Annotated in this window: 2 protein-coding genes; both read left to right on the plus strand. The window is 63.2% G+C overall.

Going from position 1 to position 421, the window contains the following annotated elements; translation table 11 throughout:
• The coding region (locus H6B15_RS15320) for a glycoside hydrolase family 88 protein (RefSeq protein WP_204648859.1) at nt 1-209 on the plus strand (209 nt) is incomplete at its 5' end.
• Between the two features lie 101 nt (nt 210-310).
• A partial coding sequence (locus H6B15_RS15890; protein ID WP_204648860.1) for a 1,3-beta-galactosyl-N-acetylhexosamine phosphorylase N-terminal domain-containing protein occupies nt 311-421 on the plus strand: 111 nt, incomplete at its 3' end.

A 421-nucleotide genomic window follows, 5' to 3' on the forward strand; every position in this document is an offset into this window, starting at 1 on the left:
TCAACAAGGCCATCCCGGGCATTCTGGCCAACGTCAGCCCGGACGGCCGGGTGATGAACGTGTCCGGCGGCACCGCGGTCATGAAGGACCGGGATGGCTACCGGGGCATCAGCCGGGACTGGATCCAGGGCTGGGGCCAGGGGCTGGCGCTGGCCTTCCTGGCCGGCGTGCTGAACTACGACAATGTGCGCAGCGACGGAGCTCTGTAAACGAAAGCTTTTGTTCCCGATGCAGGGCCCGGAACTCCGGAGGGTTCCGGGCTCGTTTTATTCGGGAGCTGATCTGAATAGAAGATATAGGGGATGAAACTATGTTGAAAGAAACCCGTAAAGGCGGCTTTACCCTGCCCGGCGAGGCCGGGTGTGAAGCCCTGACCCTGGAGCTGGCCAAGCGCTGGGGCGCGGACGTCATCCGCGACAGC

This window comes from Gemmiger formicilis, from assembly GCF_016900095.1.
GTDB classification, from domain to species: domain Bacteria; phylum Bacillota; class Clostridia; order Oscillospirales; family Ruminococcaceae; genus Gemmiger; species Gemmiger formicilis_A.